18 protein-coding genes are annotated in these 19607 nt (G+C 54.3%); 9 read left to right on the forward strand and 9 right to left on the reverse strand.

What is annotated here, in order from left to right; translation table 11 throughout:
• Nucleotides 1-56 precede the first annotated feature (56 nt).
• Nucleotides 57-530: a bacterioferritin gene (bfr, locus tag Pelsub_RS00725; protein ID WP_116225165.1), complete on the forward strand. Its 474-nt coding sequence runs from the start codon at nucleotides 57-59 to the stop codon at nucleotides 528-530.
• A gap of 197 nt (nucleotides 531-727) precedes the next feature.
• Nucleotides 728-2416 carry a WD40 repeat domain-containing protein gene (locus Pelsub_RS00730; protein WP_116225166.1) on the forward strand — a complete coding sequence of 563 codons (1689 nt, stop codon included), beginning with the start codon at nucleotides 728-730 and terminating at the stop codon, nucleotides 2414-2416.
• A gap of 309 nt (nucleotides 2417-2725) precedes the next feature.
• Here Pelsub_RS00730 and gatB read toward each other — a convergent pair whose 3' ends face one another.
• The 3 genes from gatB to Pelsub_RS00745 are packed head-to-tail and all read right to left on the reverse strand — an operon-like array spanning nucleotide 2726 to nucleotide 6104.
• The gene (gene gatB, locus Pelsub_RS00735) at nucleotides 2726-4180 is read right to left on the reverse strand and encodes an Asp-tRNA(Asn)/Glu-tRNA(Gln) amidotransferase subunit GatB (protein WP_116225167.1); all 1455 of its coding nucleotides are present in this window, start codon (nucleotides 4178-4180) and stop codon (nucleotides 2726-2728) included.
• Nucleotide 4181: 1 nt separating this feature from the next.
• Nucleotides 4182-5771 carry an amidase gene (locus tag Pelsub_RS00740; RefSeq protein ID WP_116225168.1) on the reverse strand — a complete coding sequence of 530 codons (1590 nt, stop codon included), beginning with the start codon at nucleotides 5769-5771 and terminating at the stop codon, nucleotides 4182-4184.
• A 3-nt stretch (nucleotides 5772-5774) separates the two neighbouring features.
• A complete protein-coding gene (locus tag Pelsub_RS00745; RefSeq protein ID WP_116225169.1) occupies nucleotides 5775-6104 on the reverse strand; it encodes an Asp-tRNA(Asn)/Glu-tRNA(Gln) amidotransferase subunit GatC in 330 nt (109 codons plus the stop codon).
• Nucleotides 6105-6219: 115 nt separating this feature from the next.
• Here Pelsub_RS00745 and Pelsub_RS00750 point away from each other — a divergent pair, with 115 nt between their 5' ends.
• From Pelsub_RS00750 to Pelsub_RS00775, 6 genes are all read left to right on the forward strand, one after another.
• The gene (locus Pelsub_RS00750) at nucleotides 6220-6678 is read left to right on the forward strand and encodes a hypothetical protein (protein ID WP_116225170.1); all 459 of its coding nucleotides are present in this window, start codon (nucleotides 6220-6222) and stop codon (nucleotides 6676-6678) included.
• Entirely contained in the window at nucleotides 6665-7276 is a 612-nt protein-coding gene (gene cyaB / locus Pelsub_RS00755; RefSeq protein ID WP_116225171.1) for a class IV adenylate cyclase, read from the forward strand. The genes Pelsub_RS00750 and cyaB overlap by 14 nt, the downstream gene beginning before the upstream one ends.
• Before the next feature lie 255 nt (nucleotides 7277-7531).
• Nucleotides 7532-8674, forward strand: a complete 1143-nt coding sequence (locus Pelsub_RS00760; RefSeq protein ID WP_116225172.1) for a Rossmann-fold NAD(P)-binding domain-containing protein — start codon at nucleotides 7532-7534, stop codon at nucleotides 8672-8674.
• A gap of 88 nt (nucleotides 8675-8762) precedes the next feature.
• Nucleotides 8763-10256, forward strand: a complete 1494-nt coding sequence (locus tag Pelsub_RS00765; RefSeq protein ID WP_116225173.1) for an NAD(P)/FAD-dependent oxidoreductase — start codon at nucleotides 8763-8765, stop codon at nucleotides 10254-10256.
• Nucleotides 10249-11523 (forward strand): NAD(P)/FAD-dependent oxidoreductase, encoded by a 1275-nt coding sequence (locus Pelsub_RS00770; RefSeq protein WP_116225174.1) that lies wholly within the window; start codon nucleotides 10249-10251, stop codon nucleotides 11521-11523. Before Pelsub_RS00765 ends, Pelsub_RS00770 begins: the two co-directional genes overlap by 8 nt.
• A gap of 3 nt (nucleotides 11524-11526) precedes the next feature.
• The gene (locus Pelsub_RS00775; RefSeq protein WP_116225175.1) at nucleotides 11527-11904 is read left to right on the forward strand and encodes a DUF1667 domain-containing protein; all 378 of its coding nucleotides are present in this window, start codon (nucleotides 11527-11529) and stop codon (nucleotides 11902-11904) included.
• Nucleotides 11905-11947: 43 nt separating this feature from the next.
• Here the strand turns inward: Pelsub_RS00775 and Pelsub_RS00780 are convergent, their stop codons facing one another.
• Nucleotides 11948-12661: an NBR1-Ig-like domain-containing protein gene (locus tag Pelsub_RS00780; RefSeq protein WP_116225176.1), complete on the reverse strand. Its 714-nt coding sequence runs from the start codon at nucleotides 12659-12661 to the stop codon at nucleotides 11948-11950.
• 303 nt (nucleotides 12662-12964) lie between these two features.
• Here Pelsub_RS00780 and Pelsub_RS00785 point away from each other — a divergent pair, with 303 nt between their 5' ends.
• On the forward strand, nucleotides 12965-14578 hold the full coding sequence (locus Pelsub_RS00785; RefSeq protein ID WP_116225177.1) for a sensor domain-containing diguanylate cyclase: 1614 nt from the start codon (nucleotides 12965-12967) through the stop codon (nucleotides 14576-14578).
• 55 nt (nucleotides 14579-14633) lie between these two features.
• Here the strand turns inward: Pelsub_RS00785 and Pelsub_RS00790 are convergent, their stop codons facing one another.
• The 5 genes from Pelsub_RS00790 to Pelsub_RS00810 all read right to left on the reverse strand — a co-directional run bounded on the left by Pelsub_RS00790 (nucleotide 14634) and on the right by Pelsub_RS00810 (nucleotide 19461).
• Entirely contained in the window at nucleotides 14634-14903 is a 270-nt protein-coding gene (locus Pelsub_RS00790; RefSeq protein WP_116225178.1) for a PspC domain-containing protein, read from the reverse strand.
• Nucleotides 14904-14962: 59 nt separating this feature from the next.
• Nucleotides 14963-16345: a PD40 domain-containing protein gene (locus Pelsub_RS00795; RefSeq protein ID WP_116225179.1), complete on the reverse strand. Its 1383-nt coding sequence runs from the start codon at nucleotides 16343-16345 to the stop codon at nucleotides 14963-14965.
• A 53-nt stretch (nucleotides 16346-16398) separates the two neighbouring features.
• Nucleotides 16399-17061 carry a hypothetical protein gene (locus Pelsub_RS00800; protein ID WP_116225180.1) on the reverse strand — a complete coding sequence of 221 codons (663 nt, stop codon included), beginning with the start codon at nucleotides 17059-17061 and terminating at the stop codon, nucleotides 16399-16401.
• Between the two features lie 209 nt (nucleotides 17062-17270).
• Nucleotides 17271-18686, reverse strand: coding sequence for a dihydrolipoyl dehydrogenase family protein (locus tag Pelsub_RS00805; RefSeq protein ID WP_116225181.1), 1416 nt, complete (start codon nucleotides 18684-18686; stop codon nucleotides 17271-17273).
• A gap of 64 nt (nucleotides 18687-18750) precedes the next feature.
• Nucleotides 18751-19461, reverse strand: a complete 711-nt coding sequence (locus tag Pelsub_RS00810) for a DNA alkylation repair protein (protein ID WP_116225182.1) — start codon at nucleotides 19459-19461, stop codon at nucleotides 18751-18753.
• Nucleotides 19462-19607 lie beyond the last annotated feature (146 nt).

Below are 19607 nucleotides of genomic sequence, written 5' to 3' on the forward strand. Positions count from 1 at the left end.
AATTTAGGTGAAATGTTATAATAGCTTTACACGCATAAAAACCTATTGGAGGAAAGATGAAAGGCAACGAGAAATTACTTGAAAAATTAAATGACTTGTTATCCGATGAATTGACTGCTGTAAATCAGTACATGGTGCATGCCGAAATGGAAGATAACTGGGCATACACCCGCATGGCCGCTGTCGTTGAAAAACGCGCCATCGATGAAATGAAACATGCCGAGAAATTAATCGAGCGCATTCTCTTCCTGGAAGGCACCCCCATCGTCAGCAATTACAAAGGGATCTTTATCGGCGCGGATGTCGAAAAGCAGGTCGCCAACGATTGGAAAGCCGAAGCAGGAGCCATCGAATCCTATAATGACGGCATCAAGCTGGCTTGCAGTGTGGGCGACCACGGCACCGAGCAGCTGCTTAAAAGCATCCTCACCGATGAGGAAGCTCACATCGACTGGATCGAAGCCCAGCAGGATCAGATCAAACAGGTCGGTATCCAGAACTACTTATCCGAACAGATCAAAGAAGGGTAATCAACTCAACTTACCCGAATCATCAGAGATTTTTGAAAATTAGACCGGAGATTTCTCTCCGGTCTTTTTTATCCGTGTAGCAGAATTGTTACAAGTAAATTTCATTTTCCGAACAATTCTTTGATAGATTAATATCCATATTCAATATTTACATTTTCCTAGCACATCATCATCTCAAGCAACAGGAGAACAAAAACGTGAATAAAAGGACTCTCATCTTTATCGCAGGCGGCGCATTCGTGCTGCTTTTGGGCGGATTCCTGATTTACAACGGCATTCAAAATGCGCAGGTACGCAACTGGGTCGAGAACAGCATGGCACCGGAGTTCAACCCTGATTCCGATACCGGGAATGTATATCTGCCGGACGAAAAGATGCCCGCCAAATTGCGCAGGGACAAAGATTTAGCCGAGGCTTACGAAGAACTATCTGAGGCAGTGGGCAAGTACAACGACCAGGTCAGAGAGCTCGACCAAAATGTGGATGAGCTGGTGCATGACCTGAGCACTTATGGTAAAGACCGTAATTACAGATACATGAGCATTCCTGTCCAGCGCTACGGGGTCGATGTGGCCTGGTTCAGCCTGCAGTCGCATTACGCCGCTTATGTCATCGCAGTGGATTCCTATTGGGTGGAACACTACCCCAACGCTGCAATTCCTTTGATGCGCGTGCCCAAATGCGATTTTGTATATAGTATTGAAGAAGTCGTCCCGGAGAATGGCCTCATCAACGGTATCAAAAGTCTGTACGGGCTGAGCAAACGGCAGTGCACCTTTAATGAGAGTCTTGATAGCACCGGGCAAGCCGGCATGCCTGAAGCGGAAGAAGCGGTGGAAGAGGCCGCACCCCAGGCGACCGCAACAACTGTTCCCACCCCTACCGCGCAGCCGCTCTACGCAACCTCCTCACACTTGGGCTTTGATTGGGGCTACACCTATGACAATGGCTCCAGCATTTACGTGGTGAAGAAGACCGGGGCCGGACAGAAAGTGGTGGCTTACGATATCACCGGCGACGAGCTCGACTTCCGCACCCTTTTCACGATCGAGCCTTCACCGCTGAACGAGCAGGATTTCCTCGTGTCCGCCGACGAGCAGTACATTGTTTCCGGTAAAAGGGTTTGGCGAATTGACAGCGGCGAGATGGTCAAAGAGATGGATTTTCCCACGCTGGCACTGTCACCGGATAATACCCAACTGGTGGGTTACCAGACCGATTGGACGGAGGGTCCATCCTATCCGATCAGTGTTTACGATTTTCCGAACCTGAACAAGGCACAGGATTTGATGGTGCTGGAAGCACCGGACGGACGCTCCATCGCATTCAACTGGAGCGCTTTTTCCGGCACCGGCAAGTACTTCGCGCTGAGCTACCTCATGCGCAGCATCGAGAACGGCTCGACCGACCCGGTGGACAGCGGTCTGGTGGTGTGGGAAACCACAGATTGGACTCAAGTCTTGAGCCTCCAGGGTGACGGGGCCACGCTGTACGATCAGGGTGTTTTCAGCGCAGACGACAACTTTATGGCGGTCAGCGTCAAGACCTTCGCGCCCGGCGGATATTTGTATTCACCCTATACCCGCGTGGAATTGATCGATCTGAGCGATCCACAGGCGGTTAGCAGTCTGAGCTACAACATGCAGACACCTAACGTGTCGGTGATGGCGCTGGGGCAACGGATAGGCAGCCTGATAGTGCTGGCCTGCCGCATGGGGAACAGCCAGCAGATCGAGATCGAGGTGGTGGAAGCCGCCAACGGTGAGCTTCTGGACAGCGAGACCATCGAGGACCTGTTCTGGCCATATTTTACCCGCTCCGGCATCCTGTACGGCACCGGTTACGGCACGCAACAACCCTACCAGGTATATTTGCCCGGGGAATGACTTTTTCATTAACGTAGCTTCTACCCTACTTGAAAACCGGCCGGTGAATCACCGGTCGGTTTTTATTATTCACTTTTTTTAGGATGATTGTAGGTTAGGTATTCTTGCCTGACAAAACCTTACAAATTTTCAATATAAATACGCACCCTTACCCCTGGCCCTCTTCCCCGAGGGAATGCTCCGCGATCCCCGAAGGGGGAGAGGGAGTCCGCAACGTGATTTTTCGCCCAGTATTTAAACAATTTCCTCTCTCCCTTTTGAGAGGAAAGAGGAATAATCTGTGTTCACCTGCGTGTATCTGTGGTTACTTTATTTCAACAATTCCGTCAGGACCTCTTTGGCCAGCTTGGCATCGGCTTTGCCGCGCATCTCGCGCATGACCTGGCCGACGAACCAGCCCATCAGGCTATCCTTGCCACCGCGATAGGCGGCCACCTCATCCGGGCTGGCGGCGATGATCTGCTCGCACACCGCACGGATGGCCGCATCGTCGCGCACCTGGGCCAGACCCTGTTCTTCCACCAGCCTGGCCGGCGCCTTGCCGCTCTCTTGTATCTGGGGCAGCAGCGCTTTGCCGGTGGTCATATTGATGGTGCCGGCGTCCACCAGCTTAAGCAACTCGGCCAGATATTGGGGCGTCAGGCGCATGGCTGCCGGGTCAAGGTGGTCTTCGTTGATCATGCGCAGCAGATCGTTCATCATCCAGTTGGAGACCTTCTTGGGGTCGCCGCCATAGGCTTTCACAGCCGCCTCGAAATAATCCGAGAGGCCGCGTTCTAGTGTGAGGATATCGGCGTCGTATTCCGGCAGGTTGTAATCCTGCATAAAGCGCGCCTTGCGCTCTAAAGGCCGTTCGGGGAAATCCGCCAGGATGGCGCGCTTCCATTCGTCGCTGACGTGCAGCGGCAGCAGGTCCGGTTCGCGGAAATAGCGGTAATCGGCTTCGGTTTCCTTGGAGCGCATCTTGCGCAGCACGCCGGCATCCTGGTCCCATTCCAGCGTCCAGGCTTTGATGGTGTTGCCTTCCTCCACCTCGCGCGTTTGGCGTTCCACTTCCTTGCGGATGGCTTCGCGCACGGAATCGATGGAATTGACGTTCTTGATCTCGGTCTTTTCATTCAGATGGGTAGCGCCAACCGGCCGGATGGAAACGTTGGCGTCGCAGCGCAGGTTGCCCTTCTCCATGTCGGCTTCGGAAATGCCGATCCAGCGCAGCAGTTGGCGCAGGCGCAGCAGGTATTGGGCCGCTTCGTCGGCGGTGCGCAGGTCGGGCTCGGTGACCATCTCCACCAGCGGCACGCCGCAGCGGTTGAAGTCCACCTGGCGCTCACTGCCGTCGTTCTTGGTCTTGCCGGCATCTTCCTCGATGTGCAGCTTATGGATGCGCACGCGCGTTACATAGCCCTTGCCCTGCGGGTCGGCCGCGGCCGGGATGGGCAATTCCAGATATCCGCCCAGCGCGATGGGTACGTCAAACTGCGAAATTTGAAAACCCTTGGGCAGATCAGGGTAAAAGTAATTCTTGCGATCAAAATACGAGATCGGCTGGACCTCGGCGTGCATGGCCTCGGCCAGCAGCACGGCTTTTTCAACGACGCGCTCGTTCAAGACCGGCAGCACGCCCGGCAGCCCGGTGCAGACCGGGCAGATGTTGGTGTTGGGGGCGTCCTCCCAGGAATCGGCCTTGCAGGCGCAGAAGATCTTGGTGAGGGTGTTCAGCTGGATGTGCGTTTCCAGCCCGATGACAGTTTCGTAAGCGGTCATGTTAGTGCACCTCCAAAACAGCCGGTCGCTTGGCGCGCCATTCGGCGCCCGCGCTGGCCTGTTCGTACGCATGCGTCAATTGCAGCAGGGTGGCTTCGGAATAGTCCGGCCCTAATAATTGCAGGCCGATGGGCAGCCCATCCGCGCCGAAACCGGCCGGGAAGGAAATGCCCGGCACACCGGCGTGGTTGGCCGGCACGGTCAATTGGTCGGCATACTGCATCAACACCGAATCGCCGTACACATCCTTGATGGGGAAAGCGCTGGTGGGCGTGGTGGGGGTCAGCAGGGCGTCCAAACGGTACTTGCCCTGCGGGTCGAAGGCTTCTTCAAAATCGCGCCGGATGAGCGTGCGCACGCGCAGGGCGCGGCGGTAATACTGTTCGCTGTATTGGGCCGCGCTAACGTACATGCCCATCAGGATGCGCAGCTTGGGCTGCAAGCCGAAGCCTTCGCCGCGCGATTTGCGGTACAGGTCCTTCAGCTCGCCCACAGCCTGCTGTGTGCGGTAGCCGTACTTGACGCCGTCATAGCGGTGCAAGTTGGAAGCCGCTTCCACACGGCTGATGACGAAATAAACCGGGATACCGTAGCGCGTGTTGGGCATGGGTACGTCTTCGATAATCTCGGCACCCAGGGCGCGGTAGATATCGACCGCGTGCAGCACAGCCGCGCGCATTTCTTCCGGCACGGGCTGCTGGGAATATTCGCCATTCGCCTGCGGGAAAGTAATTTGAAAATAATCGGGTGAAAGGCCAATGCGCTTGCCCTTGACCTCTTTTTCCAAGGCAGCCAGGTAATCGGGCACGTCCAGCGTGGCCGCGGTGGCATCGCGCGGGTCCGCGCCGGCCATAGCTTTCAGCATAAGGGCCGCGTCTTTGGCGCTGCGCGCCAGCGGGCCGGGGCAATCCAGCGAGGATCCGAAGGCAATCAGGCCGTAGCGCGAAACGCGCCCGTAGGTGGGCTTGAGCCCGACCACACCGCAGAAAGCCGCCGGTTGGCGGATGGAACCGGCCGTGTCGGTGCCCAGCGAGAGGAAAGCCTCGCCGGCCGCCACCGAAGCCGCGCTGCCGCCGGATGATCCGCCCGGCACGCGCGAGGTGTCCCAGGGGTTGCGCGGGGAGGGCTGGAAGGCAGAGGATTCGCTGGAGGAACCATAGGTAAATTCATCCAGGTTGACCTTGCCCAGCGTCAACGCGTCGGCCGCCTGAAGGCGTTCCACCGCGGTAGCTGTGTAGGGCGCGTTGAAATTGGCTAGAATGCGCGAAGCCGCCGTGGAGGGCGTGTCCTTCACGCAGAATATGTCTTTTACGGTAAAGGGAATTCCGGCCAGCGGGCCGGGGTCTTCGCCCGCGGCGATCTTTTTATCGACAGCTTCAGCCTGGGCGCGTGCCAGTTCGGGCGTACGCGTGATGAAAGCATGTACGCGCCGGGTATCTTCTTCCGTTTCAGGGCCGGGGTCAAGTGTGCCCGGCCGCCCGTCCACAGCGTCAATGCGCGCCAGGCAGGCTTCCAGTACTTCCACGGCAGAAACCTTTTTCTCAAAAAGTAAATCTCGGACTTCAACAGCGGATAAATCGCAAAGTTCCATGCTTTACTCCAAAGTGGTATGGGGAATATCCGGCACGATCAGGTAACCGTCTTCGAATTGGGGTGCCTGCCGAGTAATGGCGTCCACATCCGCGCAGGCCTGCCACTCATCCGCACGCAAAGCCGGGCTGTTATGCTCATCGTAGGGGACGCCGTGCGAAGCCAGAGGCGTTTCGGGGTCCAATTGGATGGCTTCCAGCTCACGAATGGCGGAAAGCTGGCTGTTCAGCTCGCGGCGCAGGTATTCAGCCTGCTGCTCGTCCAACTCGAGCGCGGCCAATTGCACCAAATGGTCAAAGACTTCAGGGGAAATAGCTTGTTCTTTTTCAGTCATACGGTCACCTTTCGGCAGGTTTTCATCGTTCCGTAGCCAGTATAGCGGATAACAAAAAAGCGTGCAAGCCGGGCAGTCAGGAGCAGATTAAGCGGATGCTATAATCAGCTCTGAGATGGAAAATCCCCAATTCGAAGAAGAATACCCGCTCCCAGCCCCCAACACCTTCCGGCGCATCCTGGCCATGCTGTGCCTGGCGCCCTACGTGCTGCTGGGCTGTCTGCGTTTTTCGCAGGGGTTGGCTTATCGGGACTATTTAAGTGAGTTGAAAATTTGGCCGGGTCCGCAATATATCATTTTCAGCGGACTGGCAATTGGAGCTGCTTTCAGCCTGCTGCTGCTCATGCTGCTGCTGCGGGCGCGCTTCGCCCCGCTTCTGGCGCGCATCATCTGCATGTTCTTCCTGGGCTGGCTGTGGGTAGATCAAATCTGGCTGGGTACGCGTGAAGCCTTCCATTACCAGTTGATTGTCAATATCCTGATCAGCGCCGCGACGGCCTTGATTGCCTTTGTATTGGTACGTGACCCGGATTACCGTAGGAATCCCGGAAAGGAAGCGCATGACCGGAAATAAATTAGAGCAGGAAGCCAAATTCCGTATTATTCATTTGGATGCTTTAGCTGACCACCTGAAGGCGCTGGGGGCAATCTGCACCCAGGCGCGCACTTACGAGCTTAATTTACGCTTCGACACCGCCGACGGCCGGCTGGCGGCTGCCTACCAGGTACTGCGCCTGCGCCAGGACCAGCACAGCCGCTTAACCTTCAAAGGCCCATCCGACCCAAACAGCGCGGTCAGTTCACGGCACGAGATCGAAGTGGAAGTGGGCGACCTGGGCACCGCACGCGCCATTCTGGAAGCGCTGGGTTACCAGGTGGTGGTGTGCTACGAAAAATATCGCGCAGCTTACCAACTGGGCGAGGTGGAAGTCTCGCTGGATGAAATGCCCTTCGGCACCTTCAGCGAAATCGAAGGGCCAAATGAAAACAGCATCCGTGCAGCCGCCGAGCAGTTGGGACTGAATTGGGAAGCACGCAGCAAGTTGAGCTACCTGGCAATTTTCAGCACGTTGAAAGACGCCTTTGACCTGACGATGCCCGACCTGACCTTCGAGGCTTTCGCGGGGCAGGCCTATGCCCTGGAGAAGATTGGGCTGCTGCCGGCTGATTGACTTGTCAAAAGTAAAATTACATGATTTGATCCGATCACTACCATTCAAAACATCAAATATGTTATAAATGTACGGAACCGCTTCTCATTTTTTGTTTTATCAATAACCTCTGGCATTTTACTTACCGTAAGATTCAAATTTCTTAAGCAGTTCATATCAGCGTTTCATTATTCGGCTTACCCAAACCCGTGTAAGAATTGGCGCTGTTTATTGTTTTACACTTGTCTTTATATCTTATTCACTCAAGGAGGATTCGTGATCGAAAAGAAAGTATCAGTTGGTTTTCCCATCATGCGCGAAGAAGAAAATGAACGGCGCGCGTTTTTGCCGCACTTCATCCAACAATTAGCGCGCATTGGTTTTGAGGTTGTTATTGAAGAGGACTACGGGTTAGCGTTGGAATTCACCCTGGCAGATTATCAATGTGAAGGATGCGCCATCCGGTCAGCTTCGCGCGCCGAAGTTTTTGGGCAGGATTACGTCGTGATCCTGCGCTCCCCGCACGACGAAGAATTCGATCTGATCAGCCCAGCCAGCTGCCTGATCTCCATGCTGCACTTTCCCACACGGCCATTACGTGTTCAACTGTTGAAAGAAAAAGGCATCCGCGCCATCTCCATGGACAGCATTGTGAACGACTTCAACATCCGATTAATTGAAAATATGAAAGCCGTGGCCTGGAACGGGTTGGAAGCGGTATTCGGTGAACTGCAGGAGCAAAATCCCAATCTGGTGAGGGAAGATGGAAATCCATGGCAGGTATTGGTTTTGGGAACAGGGTTGGTTGGCAAACAAGCTTTGGACGCGGCCACCAAGTTTGGCCGCCAGGAGTGGAACGAGGAGCACATGCGGCACAACGGCAATGGTGTCCTACCGCAGGCGGCAGGGCGCAACATCACCTCCAACCGCCAGCGCATGCTGGCGCTGCTGCGCGAAAGTCACATCATCGTGGACAGCACTCAGCGCCGGGACACTTCACGGCCGGTCATACCCAACGACTGGCTGGCGGAATGCCGACCTGAAGCGATCCTCGTCGACCTTTCAGTTGATCCTTATACTTTGGATGCCAATCCACCGGTTGTCAAAGGCATCGAGGGCATTCCGCAGGGCACCCTGGATCAATACGTCTTCGAACCGGATGACACAAAATGGGATACGTCTGTGCCTCAAAATATTCCTTCGAAAAACCGGCGGAAAACAGTATCCTGCTATTCCTGGCCCGGTATCTACCCTAAACGCTGTATGCGTGTGTACGGGCAGCAACTGCTTCCTATGATGCGGGTATTGGCGCTCAAAAACTACGACATACTTTCTCCGGAAGGTCCGCATTTCGAGCGTGCACTTTACCGCGCCCGCCTGGATACGTTCTTAAACGACAATAAAATCAAATTCTTTTAGCCATCCGGACAATACCTGTATATAGCGTAAATAATTAAAGGCTCCTATAATTCCAAAGTTTGGAACTCATTCTTTGGAGCGTTATTTAATGGTTGAAAAATATGATGTAATCATTATTGGTGGCGGCGTGGTCGGCTGCATGACCGCGCGATTCCTCTCCCGTTACGAATTGGACATCCTTTTAATCGAGAAAGCATCCGATATCGGATCGGCCACTTCTGCCGCCAACACTGCCCTGGTTCACCCGGGGTACGACCCGGTCAGCGGGTCTTTGAAAGCCAGGATGAATGTGGCCGCCGTGCCGCTGTGGCCGGGCTTGTCCGCGGAGTTGAACTTCAACTACGAACGCAGCGGCGACTATGTGGTCGCCATCGGGCCGGAAGAGCTGCCCAAGTTGGATGAACTGTTCGAGCGCGGCAAGCGCAACGGCGTGAACGGCATGCACTTTGTCAGCGGCGATGAAATGCGCAGGCGCGAACCGCTCATGAATCCCGATGTCAGCGGCGCCCTGTTCGCCGAGACCGGTTCAATCTGCGACCCCTTCGGAGCCACACTGGCCGCCGCCGAGAACGCCATCATGAATGGCGTCACGCTCATGCGCGAGACGGCCTTCGAAGATTTCATCATACAGGACAAACGCATCGTGGGTGTGCGCACCAACCGCGGCGATTTTAGCTGCCGCTGGGCTATCAACTGCGCCGGCCTGTATTCCGATTTTGTCATGCACAAAGCCGGCGTGCGCCCGGATTTCAAGATTACCCCGCGTAAAGGTGAATATCTGATTCTGGACCGCGCCGAATTCCAATTGCGGTCCGTTTATTTTCCGGTGCCCAACGAGGTCAGCAAGGGCATCCTGGCTACCAACACCGTGCACGGCAACGCTATTCTAGGGCCGACCGCGCACGAACAAGTCGACCGCGAGGACAAGGCCAACTCCAGCGACGGCCTGCAGGAAGTCATGGAAGGCGCCAGGAAATTGATCCCTGCCATTGAACCCCGCCACGTAATCGCGACCTTCGCGGGACTGCGGGCAGCCGGCAACGCGCCCTGCGATACGCCCGGCGTGGATTACCGGCACGATTTCATCGTGGAGATCCCGGCCGAAGTGCGGGGCTTGGTCAACCTGGGCGGCATCGAATCCCCCGGCTTGAGCTCCTCGCCGGCCATCGCTCTGCGGGTGATCGACCTGCTGCGCGACGCGGGTGAACCCCTCAAAGAAAAGAAGGACTGGAACCCTATCCGCCCGGCGCGTCCGCGCTTCCGCCATATGAGCTATGCAGAACGCCAGGCTGTCATCCAAAAAGACGACCGCTATGGCCGCATGGTCTGCCGCTGTGAGAACGTCACCGAAGGCGAGATCGTCGCGGAAGTTCACGCGCCCATCCCCGCCAACAGCTACGACGCCATCAAACGGCGCACCTGGCTGGGCACCGGGCGCTGCCAGGGCGGTTTCGACCTGCCGCGCGTCACGCATATTCTGGCGCGCGAGCTGGGCCAATCCGAATTGGAAATGACAAAGAAAGGTCCGGGGTCGGCTTTCCTGACCCGCCTGACCAAACAGGTGGAGGAAAGCCATGACTGAACAGACCTATGACGTCGTTGTGGTCGGCAGCGGGCCCGGCGGACTGGCCGCGGCCATTGCCGCCAAAGAGAACGGCGCTGAAAAAGTACTAATTATCGAACGCGATATCGAGCTGGGCGGCATCCTGCTGCAATGCATCCATAACGGTTTTGGCATGGAAGTTTTTAAGGAAGACCTGCCCGGCCCAAGCTACGCACAGCGTTTCATCCAACAAGTGTCCGAGCTGGGCATCGACACCCTGCTGGACAGCATGGTGCTGGAAGCCACGCCGCAGCGCAGGCTTTACGTGACCAACCGCAAAGGCGGCATCAGCACCTTCGACGCCAAAGCGCTGGTGTTCGCCATGGGCTGCCGCGAACGCACGCGCGCCCAGATCCGTGTGCCTGGCACGCGCCCGGCCGGTGTGTACACCGCCGGCACCGCGCAGCGCTGGGTGAACGTGGAAGGCTTCATGCCCGGCAAACGCTTCGTCATCCTGGGTTCCGGCGACATCGGCATGATCATGGCGCGCCGCCTGACGCTGGAAGGCGCGCAGGTGGAACGCGTGCTGGAGATCATGCCCTACCTTTCCGGCCTGAGCCGCAACTACGTGCAGTGCCTGCAGGACTTCAACATTCCGCTGCACCTGAAACATACCGTCAAGAACATCATCGGCAATAAACGCGTGGAAGCGGTGGAGATGGCCGCGGTGGACGACCAGCGGCGCATCATCCCCGGCAGCGAAGAGATCATCCCCTGCGACACACTGCTGCTTTCGGTTGGCCTGATCCCCGAAAACGAGCTGTCGCGCCAGGCCGGTGTGCAGATCGATCCCGTCACTGGCGGGCCGCTGGTAGACAGTTATTTCCACACCAACGTGCCCGGCGTTTTCGCGGCCGGCAACGTGGTGCACGTGTATGACCTGGTGGACTGGGTAACCGGCGCCGGTAAAGAAGCCGGACGCGGCGCCGCGCTGTACGCCATGGGCAAGCTGCCCGCGGGCAGTTCTTGTATTACCGTGCGCGCCGGGAATAACGTACGCTACGTTGTGCCGCAGCGCATCGACGCGCAGGTGCTCGAACAGGAGCCCATATCGCTGCAATTCCGCGTGAGCCAGCCGATCGAAGCGCCGGTTTGGCTGGAAGCAGTGGCTGATGGGAACTCCATCACACGCCGCAGCGTTTTTTACGCCCGCCCGGGCGAAATGTTGACCCTGCCGCTCAAACCTGAAATGGCGGATGGGCTGCGCGGCGCAAAAGAAATATATATTCACGTCAACGAGAGGTGAGCGATGAACAGTTTGACCGATTCAGATAAGCCTTTGGAGATCATTTGCGTGGCCTGTCCGCACGGCTGCCGCCTGGAAGCCACGCGTAAGGACGGCGAAATATTGATCAGCAACGCCGGCTGCAAGCGCGGCAAGGAATACGCCACCAATGAAATAACCGATCCGCGCCGCATGGTGGCGACCACTGTGCGTATTCAGCACGGCATCCATCCGCTGCTGCCGGTTTATACTTCGGAACCCTTCCCAAAAGGGCGCGTCACGGAACTACTGCGGGAAATCCGCAAGGTGGAAATCACCGCCCCCGTCAAGATGGGCCAGATAGTTCTCAAGAACGCCCTAGGCACCGGCATCGATGTGCTAGCCAGCCGGGACTTAAAATAAAAAAAGGGCAGGTTTTGAACCTGCCCTTTTACTTTATCGTAAACTAGTCGTTGGGTGTCTTGGTCGGCGCGGGGTAGGCATATGTGACCGCGTAGTAGAAGCGGCAGAAGATATCGCCGTTGTCGTTGACAATACCCCATTGGGATACATGGATCTTGTCGAAAGGTTGGAGGGGCATCTCGAAATCAACGGTAATGTCGATCGATTCGTAGGGATCCACATCAGCCTTCAAAGGATAGGTGTGCTTCGGGCTGAAGTCTGATTTATCGGTGGATTCATCTTCGATCCAGGTAACGTAGTATTCATCCTTATCCCAGGTAACAACGCCCATGTTTTTTACCGTCCAAACGACATCAAACATCCAACCGGTCATCTGCGGGCCGTCCCAGGGCTGCTGGTTGGTAACTTCGCAAATATAGACATCCGGTGTTAAGGTCGGCACTTTTGTTTTGGAGCTGGAGCTGGAACTCGAACTTGAGCTGGAACTTCCGCCACCGCTGTAGACAACCTTGGTCGTTGGGGTAGGCGTGATGGTATCCAAAGTAGCTGTGGGAAGCGGGGTCATTGTAGCGGGGACAGGCGTTTCCGTTGGATTTAAAGCCGCATCCACCGTCAACTGCGCCATAGCTTGCATAACAGCCTCTGTTTGGACAGCTGCTATATCAGGTGTAGGTTCCTGGCTGGCACCGCCGCAGGAGACTGCCAGCGTACCAATCAGGATCAGCCCCATGCTTACGATTTTCATTTTTTTATGCATATATCCTCCAATCTGATACCTGTTTAAATTATAGGAATCAGAAGTAGTGCCGTATTTTTAACTGAAATACACGGCTTGTCAAGTGGGGTTTCAGGCGATTTTACCTGATTATCAACTCCATTGTAACACCTTAAGCATTACAGCTTAGAAAGCACGGCAAGCTCCGCCAAGCGGCGGTATTGAGCCGGCTGGATCTTATACTCTCATATTAAAATTCAAAATAAAATTGAATCATATATAATATTGGCTGGGAAGAAGCAATTATCCACCATCACTCTAAGTTTGGAACATCACGAGCATTTTATGAAAAAAGCCAAAACGAAATTACTGGTCTTTAAATATACCTTGTTCGGCATCCTGTTTGGTTTTCTGTTTCCGCTGATTGCAGTCGGCAGCGAAATCTTCAGCCATTCACTGGAATTCTCCTGGCAGACCATCCTTGCGCTGAACGAAAACCAACTTATTTGGATCATTGACACCGCGCCTTTCTTCCTGGGACTGTTTGCTTACGGCATGGGAATCCGGCAGAAGCGCTTATTACAGCAAAATGAAAGACTGGAGCAGATGGTGGAACAGCGTTCCAAGGACATCATCCGCCAGAAACTTTTCTACGAAGCCCTGGTGGACAACAACCCCATCGCTACCGTAACGCTCGACCAGGATCAAAACATCATATCCGTTAACCCGGCATTTCAGACGCTGTTTGGGTATCACCAGGACGAAGTAATGGGTGCTTACCTGGACGAGCTGATTGCCAATCCGGAACGCCCGCACGAGGCTGCCAACATCACCCGTATGGTATGGGAGGGTATCGCCGTCCACGAGTTCGGTAAACGCCGCCGCAAAGACGGCAAGCTGGTGGATGTGGAAATTTTCGGTGAACAGATCCGCATCAACGGCAATCGCATCGGGGTTCTAGGCCTTTATCGTGATATTACGGCCGAAAAAGAAGCCCAGGAGGCGCTCAGCGCCAGTGAGGAGCGCTTCCGTATTATGTTCGATGATTCACCGGTTGCGCTGCGTATGGAAGATTATTCCGGAATGAAAAAGTGGCTGGATGATAATTATGACAGCGATCTGCCTTTGACAGCATATTCTGAAAACCACCCGGACATCTTTACTTATCTGGCACAGCTGCCCCGGATTATTGATCTGAACGATGCCACCCTGTGGATGTTCGGCGCTGAAAACCGGCAGCAGATGCAGAGTTTCCTGCATGACATTCTCAGTCCCGAATCACGGAACGAAGCGATGGATATCATTGATGCCATGCGCAAAGGCAAGACCTCAATCGAAACCGAGTTAACCTACAATCGCCTGGACGGAAAAAAGATCTACACCATCACCAAACTTTCCATCATTCCAGGACACGAAAAAGATTGGGGGCGTATCCTGTTTTCCAACATGGATATCACCGAGCGCAAACTAGCGGAAGAGCGCCTGACCTACATCAGCCTGCACGATATCATGACCGGCATCTACAACCGGGCATTCTTCGAAGAGGAAATGTCACGCCTGTCCGGGAGCCGCTATTTCCCCATCAGCATCCTGGTCATGGATATGGACAACCTTAAGAAAATCAACGACCAATACGGCCACCAGGCTGGCGACCTGGCCCTGCAGAACGTAGCCCAACTGATCAAAAGCTGCTTCCGTAACGAAGACGTGATCGCACGCATCGGCGGTGATGAAATGGCCGTGCTGCTGCAGGGGTTGGACGCCGACGGGGCATTTAACGCCAGGGAGCGGATATTGAATGCCATCCAGGAACACAATCAAAAGAATCCGAACAACATCCAACTCAGTATCTCCATCGGCTGTGGGACAGCATTGATGGGTGAATCCCTCGTCAACACCTTTAATCTGGCAGACGAACGTATGTACAAAGAAAAAGAGCGGAAGAAAAAGCGTCCATAAAAAAAAGCACCCAACGAAATGGATGCTTTTTTAGGCCAGAGGATTAAATTTTTTCTTATTTATTTTCCGCATCGGTAGATTCATCCGAGCGATCCGGTTTGACCTCGCGGACCTCGGTGACTTCAATGCTGGTGTCCGCATGATCCGGGGGCAAGGGAACAATCGCCCACAGGATAATATAAATCCAAAAGCCGCCTGTCCCCATCAAAAAGAGAACCACAAAGATCAACCGGATGATTGTAGGATCAATATTGATATAATCCGCCAACCCGGCGCAAACACCGGCAATCATTCTATCGGTATTGCTTCGATATAATTTTTTCATTCGTCACTCCTTCTGCATTAAATTACGGAAAAATCCGGCAAAAGGTTGCTTTTCACAGCTTAGTATTTGGCGAAAGTCAGCGCTCTCAGGTATTCCACCGATGACCCACAGGTGTACCCTACCGGTGCTTTGGGCTGCTCAAAGGTGTTGGTGTCGAAGTATAAAACGTCCGGTTCGTCCTGACCTTCATACGAAGCCGCGACCATGCAAATAGTGCGTCCCTCAACGTCAACCTCTTCCAACAACTCAATCGTCAATGGCTGACCTTGCGGACCCGTTAACCAGGGAACGCAACCTGTTGCGACGTTGCCTTCCTCGCGCGGATCGTAACCAATACGCACCGGATTATCAAGTGAATACCCATAGGTGGGATCATTCGCGCCAACACAGACCGCGTCGGGAACGGCAGTTGGTTCCGCAATAGCCTGTGCCAGCAAAGTGGAATCCGGCGACCAGGCCGGGTAGGATTCCTCTCCGGATAAATCTGTTAATCGGTCAAGGCCGGAACCGTCGGCACCCAGAATGAAGATATCGCGGCTGGTTTCCAGATCGGATGCGACGGCAATCATTTTACTGTCGGGCGACCAGCTGGGAACCTCCATGGTGGATTTGTACTTTGATAATTGAACTACATTTTTCCCTTCAGTGTCCATGACGAATAAGTTGGCAAAACCATCGCGTTTGGAGATGAAGGCAATACGCGTACCGTCCGGCGACCAGGCCGGGGTGGAATCGGTTGCCGGGTCATCCGTCAGGCGAATGAGATTCCGGCCGTCTTTATCCATCTTGTAAATCTCGGAATTGACATCACGGGTAGAAGCAAACGTCAACCATTGGCCGCTTGGCGACCAGCTGGGAAAATCATCATCACCCGGACTGTTGGTCAGACGCTTTAAACCGGTCCCGTCAATATTGATTACGTAAATTTCATCATCGCCGGTCCTGTCCGATACAAAAGCCAATTGCTTGCCATCCGGCGACCAGGCCGGAAGAACATCATTGGCCGGATCATCCACCACCTTGGTCAATTTCGTCCCGTCCGCGTTCATGATGAAGATATCCGGCGAACCGTCCATATCGGAAGTAAACGCCAATTTCTGCCCATCCGGCGACCAGGTAGGAAAGACATCCACACCCGAGCTGGTGGTCAGGCGGCTGATCTGGGAACCGTCGGCGTTCATTACATAAATATCCAAACTGCCGGATTGGTCGGATTGGAAAGCAATGCGCCCCTGCGGTGTTGAACGCAGCGGCCGGGCGGTCGGCGTAGGGCTGGGTGTTGCTACATTATCCGGCGCAATAGTAAGCCAGACACGGTAAGTCGCGGTGGGCCAAACAATGCGGGTGGGCTGAGGAGTATCGGTAGCTGCCGCTGACTGCACCTTGCACGAAGCCAAAAGCAATGCCCCGATCACCAGAAGTAATAAATATCGGTTGCGCATAATATCCTCGAGAATTCGATCTCTATTTTAGTACCATCGTCCGGTCCGGGGTGTTACGGTTGGCGGACGATGAAATCATCAAAGGCAATATGAACGCCCGGTTCCTGGAAAGTTCCGGCGATCAACCCCACATCGCCGGATTCAAAGGATTTATCTTCCTGGGTATCCACCGGTTCGTTATTGACTGCCAGTGTCAGGGAAGTTCCCACGCATTCAAAATGGATCAGGTTGACCGCCGTACCGCCCAGGATGGCAGGGACGGGGATCATCTCATCGTGACCCATTAACTTATATTTGCCGTCATTGACTTCAAAGATCCCGGCATAGCCGTCCGAACTGATCAAGGCAGTATAAAAATTCTCTTCGTCCTGGTAGCGGCAAATGACGCCAAAGCTATTATCCACCGGCCCGCTTATACGGGCGGCTTTCACCTCAATAACGGTATCTTTGTAAGAGACATAAGGATTGGCAAACAGGTCCGTGATGGGTTCGTTGACGATGATGTGATAGGCTTCATGGTCGTAATCGGTTGAGCCGATTTCGGAAACATAACGGTCCCAACCGCTGCCCTTTTCAGAGAAATCATCTTGAAAAAGGATACCCACCGCAGTTGATTCGGGGGACGCCTTGAACAGTTGGGCCGCCAGCGGCAAGCTGGAGCAGCCCATCAGAAATAAAGGCAACGCAATCAAAATTAAGGACTTCATCTTTTTCATGGTCTATTACCTGGCGGCGGTTTACTCGATCCCAATTCGGTTAGTTGAAAGCGGCAGCGGAAAACCGTTTCAGTACGTTATTTCTTATTGTACCGGATAAAAAGCAGAGCGATCCTCAGGGCCGTCCAAGGTGAACGCTTTTATTAAAGAGCAAGTGGAGCGATGACTGCTCCACTTGCGAATCCCAATTCTTCGACAGGAAAGAATGCTTAGATGTAAAAATCGACAGCCTTATCGAGCGCGTAATCCAGGGTTGAATGCACAATTTCAGCATAGGTGGGGTGCGCATGGATGATCTCGCTGACCGCGCGCACGTCCGTCTTCAGCGCGATCATATTAGCCACTTCCTGCATCATCTCTGAGACGTTATGGCCAATGGCCTGTGCGGCCAGGACCTTATTGTCCTTCAGCCACATCTTGATAAAGCCGTCCTTGAAATCTTCAATGCCGGCACGCAGGTTGACCGCGAAGGGAACCTTGACCACTTTGACGCCGCTCAGATCCTGTGGGACTACACCAACGGATACGATTTCCGGGAAGGTGTAAATGACCGCCGGGATGACGCTGTAATCCATTTTGCGCATGTCTTTTTCGGATTTGGCCATGATGTTCTCAGCCGCGATGACACCCTGTTGGATGCCAACATGGGCCAGAATAGACTTACCGGTGGCATCGCCCACCGCCCAGATGCCGGGCACGTTGGTGCGCTGGTAATCGTCCACATCCACGCCCTTGCGGGTGTAATTGAGCCCCAGGTCCTGATAGGTCTTGTCGTGCACCACAGCTATGCGGCCGATAGCCACCAGCGTCATGGGCGCGTCGATCTTGACCATCTCGCCGGTGCGCACATTTTCGGCTTCAATGACGCCGCCTTTGAGCGACACACACTTATGCGAAGTCAGAATCTTCACCCCGCGTTCTTCCAGAATACGGGTAATTTCAGTAGAAACATCCTCGTCCATCTGGGCCAACACACGGTCGAGAAATTCGATGATGGTCACTTTACTGCCCAAATTGGAGAAGATAGTCGCAAACTCCAAACCGATCACACCGCCGCCAATAATGGTCAGCGACTTGGGTAATTCGTTGATGCTGATCAGGCGGTTGCTGCTGACCACGGAGGGATCGGAAATATCCACAAAACCGGGGATGAGCGGCTGGGAACCGGTGGAAATGATGATGTTATCCGCCGTTAAGTTCACATCCTCGCCGGTATAATGCATGGTCTTGCCGTCCGGGTCCAGTTTTCCGCCGCGCACCAGCATTTTTCCGGGAGCGATGATTTCACCTTCTCCCTGATAAATATCGACATTGTGGTGATTCAATAAGTCCGTGATAAATTCACGCGTATTGAGAATGACCTGATTGCGGCGGTTGGCCACAGCCGGAAAATCCACCTGCATGTGGTCCACTTTGACACCATATCTGGCGCTGTCCGCAACCGTTTTGGCAACTTTGGCTGATTCAATCATCGACTTGCTGGGCGTGCAGCCCCAATTGGTGCAAATACCGCCGATAAAATCGCGTTCTACCAAAGCCACCCTGCCTCCTAATTCCGCAATCCTGACCGCGGCCGAATGGCCGGCAGGCCCTCCACCCATAATAATTGCTGTGTATTTTTCCATATTTCAATCTCCTTTCATTTTCAAACGAGTATTTATATTATTATTATGAAGTAAATATTATTTATTATAATACCACCCCATCCTTCGAAGGGGTCTTGTTTTTCCTTTTACGATGCTGGATGGTTTTAAGAATATAGGCGCGCGCATCCGGTGTCTTGCAGGACGTCTCACCGTGATCCACCTGCACCTTGCCAATCCGATCGGAAACTGCCAAAGCCGCCTGTTCCAGCGCGGGGCTGCGCACACCGATGGCAATCAGGGCATTGTTCATACTGTAGCGGGTGCGGTTGGGACGTTCGTGGATATGCTCCTCAATGCTTTCCAATTTTTCTGTGAAATACACATCTTTCAGGGTCGGGTCGTGCAGGGCAAGTTGAGCAACCAGATTCCAGCCGGCAGCCCCCACCCACTCCTGCAGTGAGGTACTCCATTCATCGGCCTTCTTCAAGGCAAAGCGCGTGCGTCCGACCAGGTCCGCAAACGCATCGGTCAGGATGTAGTTGTCCAAATCCGCCAGCCAGCGATCGAGCAGGCATTCCATAATGGATTGTTCGTCAGCCACCATGGCTGCCAGAACGCGGGCATCTTGCACGCCGCTGCACCATAACATTTCTGCCAGAGATGTGTTGCGGCCAATGCGTTTGGCCAGGCGTTTCAAATTGGCAAAACTGACGCCAAATTGATAACCGGTCACGCCGTGACGGCGATAAACCTTACGGTTTTGTTCCGTCCCGATCATTTCCAATTCCAGCAGCAGGTCGTAGGCTTTGATCATCAGATTACCTTAATGCAATCATAGACCTGCATGCAAAATGCTTGCATATGCGATTTCTAAGAACGGCAAAGGTAAGAAAACCTAGCGCGTCCCTTCGACACCCCACGCTGCGCTCTGGGCAGGTGCTCAGGGAGCGCGCTACCTTC

Origin of the sequence: Pelolinea submarina (genome assembly GCF_003966975.1) — a bacterium.
GTDB classification, from domain to species: Bacteria; Chloroflexota; Anaerolineae; order Anaerolineales; family Anaerolineaceae; genus Pelolinea; species Pelolinea submarina.

What these genes read in the sequence shown, in the direction of transcription:
- bfr (WP_116225165.1), top strand. Translation starts at nt 57, where the DNA reads ATGAAAGGCAACGAGAAATTACTTGAAAAATTAAATGACTTGTTATCC.
- gatB (WP_116225167.1), bottom strand. Translation starts at nt 4,180, where the DNA reads ATGACCGCTTACGAAACTGTCATCGGGCTGGAAACGCACATCCAGCTG.
- Pelsub_RS00740 (WP_116225168.1), bottom strand. Translation starts at nt 5,771, where the DNA reads ATGGAACTTTGCGATTTATCCGCTGTTGAAGTCCGAGATTTACTTTTT.
- Pelsub_RS00745 (WP_116225169.1), bottom strand. Translation starts at nt 6,104, where the DNA reads ATGACTGAAAAAGAACAAGCTATTTCCCCTGAAGTCTTTGACCATTTG.
- Pelsub_RS00750 (WP_116225170.1), top strand. Translation starts at nt 6,220, where the DNA reads ATGGAAAATCCCCAATTCGAAGAAGAATACCCGCTCCCAGCCCCCAAC.
- cyaB (WP_116225171.1), top strand. Translation starts at nt 6,665, where the DNA reads ATGACCGGAAATAAATTAGAGCAGGAAGCCAAATTCCGTATTATTCAT.
- Pelsub_RS00765 (WP_116225173.1), top strand. Translation starts at nt 8,763, where the DNA reads ATGGTTGAAAAATATGATGTAATCATTATTGGTGGCGGCGTGGTCGGC.
- Pelsub_RS00770 (WP_116225174.1), top strand. Translation starts at nt 10,249, where the DNA reads ATGACTGAACAGACCTATGACGTCGTTGTGGTCGGCAGCGGGCCCGGC.
- Pelsub_RS00775 (WP_116225175.1), top strand. Translation starts at nt 11,527, where the DNA reads ATGAACAGTTTGACCGATTCAGATAAGCCTTTGGAGATCATTTGCGTG.
- Pelsub_RS00780 (WP_116225176.1), bottom strand. Translation starts at nt 12,661, where the DNA reads ATGCATAAAAAAATGAAAATCGTAAGCATGGGGCTGATCCTGATTGGT.
- Pelsub_RS00785 (WP_116225177.1), top strand. Translation starts at nt 12,965, where the DNA reads ATGAAAAAAGCCAAAACGAAATTACTGGTCTTTAAATATACCTTGTTC.
- Pelsub_RS00790 (WP_116225178.1), bottom strand. Translation starts at nt 14,903, where the DNA reads ATGAAAAAATTATATCGAAGCAATACCGATAGAATGATTGCCGGTGTT.
- Pelsub_RS00795 (WP_116225179.1), bottom strand. Translation starts at nt 16,345, where the DNA reads ATGCGCAACCGATATTTATTACTTCTGGTGATCGGGGCATTGCTTTTG.
- Pelsub_RS00800 (WP_116225180.1), bottom strand. Translation starts at nt 17,061, where the DNA reads ATGAAAAAGATGAAGTCCTTAATTTTGATTGCGTTGCCTTTATTTCTG.
- Pelsub_RS00805 (WP_116225181.1), bottom strand. Translation starts at nt 18,686, where the DNA reads ATGGAAAAATACACAGCAATTATTATGGGTGGAGGGCCTGCCGGCCAT.
- Pelsub_RS00810 (WP_116225182.1), bottom strand. Translation starts at nt 19,461, where the DNA reads ATGATCAAAGCCTACGACCTGCTGCTGGAATTGGAAATGATCGGGACG.